We start from the raw sequence: 2,315 nt of genomic DNA on the forward strand, positions 1-2,315 counted from the left end.
CCCCAAAACCCCCAGCACCCCGCCATATTTCTGTACTCCATCGCAATCAAAGGCTACAAACAAGGAAAGCGATTTCCTTTCTACTCCCTGTGCCCGGGGTTTTGCGATGCAATATCTGCCAACCGAATTACAAATCCTGATTTATTTTATTGCCAGCAGCCTGATTTTGGGCACGCTGCTTTACTACCGTGTCCGAACCAGCCGCCATCGCTTATTTAACAGCATCTTACTGCTCACTTTCAGTTGTTTAGGCCTCTATAGTGCTCAATTACTGGAGAGCTACAATCTGAGCAGCGCCGCCAAAGCGGTGCATGAGACGTTTATGGTTGTGCTGGGATTTGCCCTGATCCGCTACTGGGGCATGCTGCTTTTTCAACTGATTGCTCCGCTATTCAGGCTTAACCCTCCCCGTATTCTTGAAGATTTACTCGAAGCGATCGCCATGCTGGGCTGGGGTTTTTATCGTCTTCACCTGGCAGGGCTGGAGCTGGGGCAACTGGTCACCACATCAGCCGTCATCACGGCCGTGCTGGCCTTTGCCATGCAAGACACACTGGGCAATATTCTGGCGGGGCTGGCACTGCATCTGGATAACTCCATTGAGCAGGGCGACTGGATTAAATTAGGCGAGCTCACTGGCCGGGTCGTCGATTTATCCTGGCGTGCCACACGGGTTGAAACACGCAACGGCGAAACGGTGATGATTCCCAATGGCATGCTAATGAAAGGCCAGTTTCAACTGCTGGGTAAACGTGCAGACAAACCACTTGCCTGGCGGCGCTGGGTCTGGTTTGAAGTGGGCCTTGATACCCTGCCCACGCAAGTGATGCTCTTAATTGAAAACGCCATACGCGAAGCCGCCCCGCCCAATGTCGCGCAGGATCCGCCACCCTCCTGCTTATTAATGAATGTAGAAAAGGGCAACGCCCGCTACGCTGCCCGCTATTGGCTGACCGACCTGCAAAATGACGACCCCACCGATTCGCAAATCCGCACTCTGATCGACGCTGTTTTGCGCCGCAACAGCCTGCGCCTTGCCGCGCCGCAATATAAAGTGTTTGTTACCCAGGAAAACGAGCGCTACTTTGAAGGCCGCCACAAACAACACACCCAGGAGCGGCTGGCTGTATTGCAAAAACTGGAGCTGCTCGCCTCCTTAAAAGAAGATGAGCTGCACACCCTGGCAGACAGGCTGCGCTTCACCCCCTATGTGGCAGGCGATGTGATGATACGCCAGGGCGAAAAAGTGGAATGGCTCTATATCCTGATCAAAGGCGAAGCAGAAGCATGGGTACAACCCACCCGTGGCGAGCGCAAATTATTTGCAAAACTCGGCCCTGGCAGTTTTTTTGGCGAAATGGGGCTGATGACCGGCGAAGCCATCCGCGCCACCGTTGTGGTCAGTACCAATGTAGAGTGCTATCGCATTGATAAAGAGTCTTTCCAGCAGATTCTCTTATCCCGCCCCGAGCTGGCAGGCGTGTTCTCCGAAGTACTGGTCAAGCGTCAGGCTGAAGAGCAAATTCTGCTAAACGACGACAGCAGCATCACCCCACCCGTTGCCCGCTCAGAAATCCTCGCCAAATTGCAGCACTTTATTGGGCTAAACCGTGGGGCTTGAGTAAATATTTACCCTTCTGTTTACTACATACAACAAGCAACACATTAAATAACAGGACGTGCAATACATTGCCCTCCCCTTATGTAAACTTGAATTGCATTTCTTAAAAAACAGTCATCACCAATAAAGGCGAAAAAAATGAAAAGCAAAAGCTTATTAACCGGAGGGATATTGAGCGTTATCGCTGCGCTGCTCCATATTGCAATTATATTCGGCGGCGCTCAATGGTATCGCTTCTTTGGTGCAGGTGAGCATATGGCCTCAATGGCTGAGAAAGGCTCATTAATGCCTGCTGTAATCACCGCTGGCATTGCAGTGGTCTTATTTATTTGGGGGCTGTATGCCTTCTCAGGGGCGGGCCTCATTCGCCGCTTTCCATTTATGCGTATTTGTCTGGCTCTTATTTCAATAATTTATCTAGTGCGAGGCCTTGTCTTAATCCCTGCGTGTTTCATTGCACCTGAGCAAATAAATACCTTTGCAATTTGGAGCTCGCTTATTTGCCTTGGCTATGGATTGCTTTATGCGATAGGCACAAAAACAGTGTGGCGCTTAATCTAGGGTCTATTGCAATGCTGTTCACTTTATAGTCAAATGATGGATAATTGATAGATAATTTCTTTTTTTCATTAATCATGAAGTATGGCGAGCAGAGCTGCACATTTGGAAGATTCGATTCGAATATCTGACTACT

The 2,315-nt window shown here is 49.8% G+C and carries 2 protein-coding genes; one reads left to right on the forward strand and one right to left on the reverse strand.

The window, feature by feature from the left end:
• Positions 1-1,621: mechanosensitive ion channel family protein (locus CSQ88_RS22240; protein ID WP_218963186.1), on the forward strand; the 1,621-nt coding region annotated here is incomplete at its 5' end.
• Between the two features lie 496 nt (positions 1,622-2,117).
• Here CSQ88_RS22240 and CSQ88_RS23260 read toward each other — a convergent pair.
• Positions 2,118-2,315 (reverse strand): hypothetical protein (locus CSQ88_RS23260; RefSeq protein ID WP_218963187.1); only part of this gene is annotated, 198 nt, incomplete at its 5' end.

It is taken from the genome of Iodobacter sp. BJB302 (genome assembly GCF_002735645.1).
In the GTDB taxonomy this organism is placed as follows: Bacteria; Pseudomonadota; Gammaproteobacteria; order Burkholderiales; family Chitinibacteraceae; genus Iodobacter.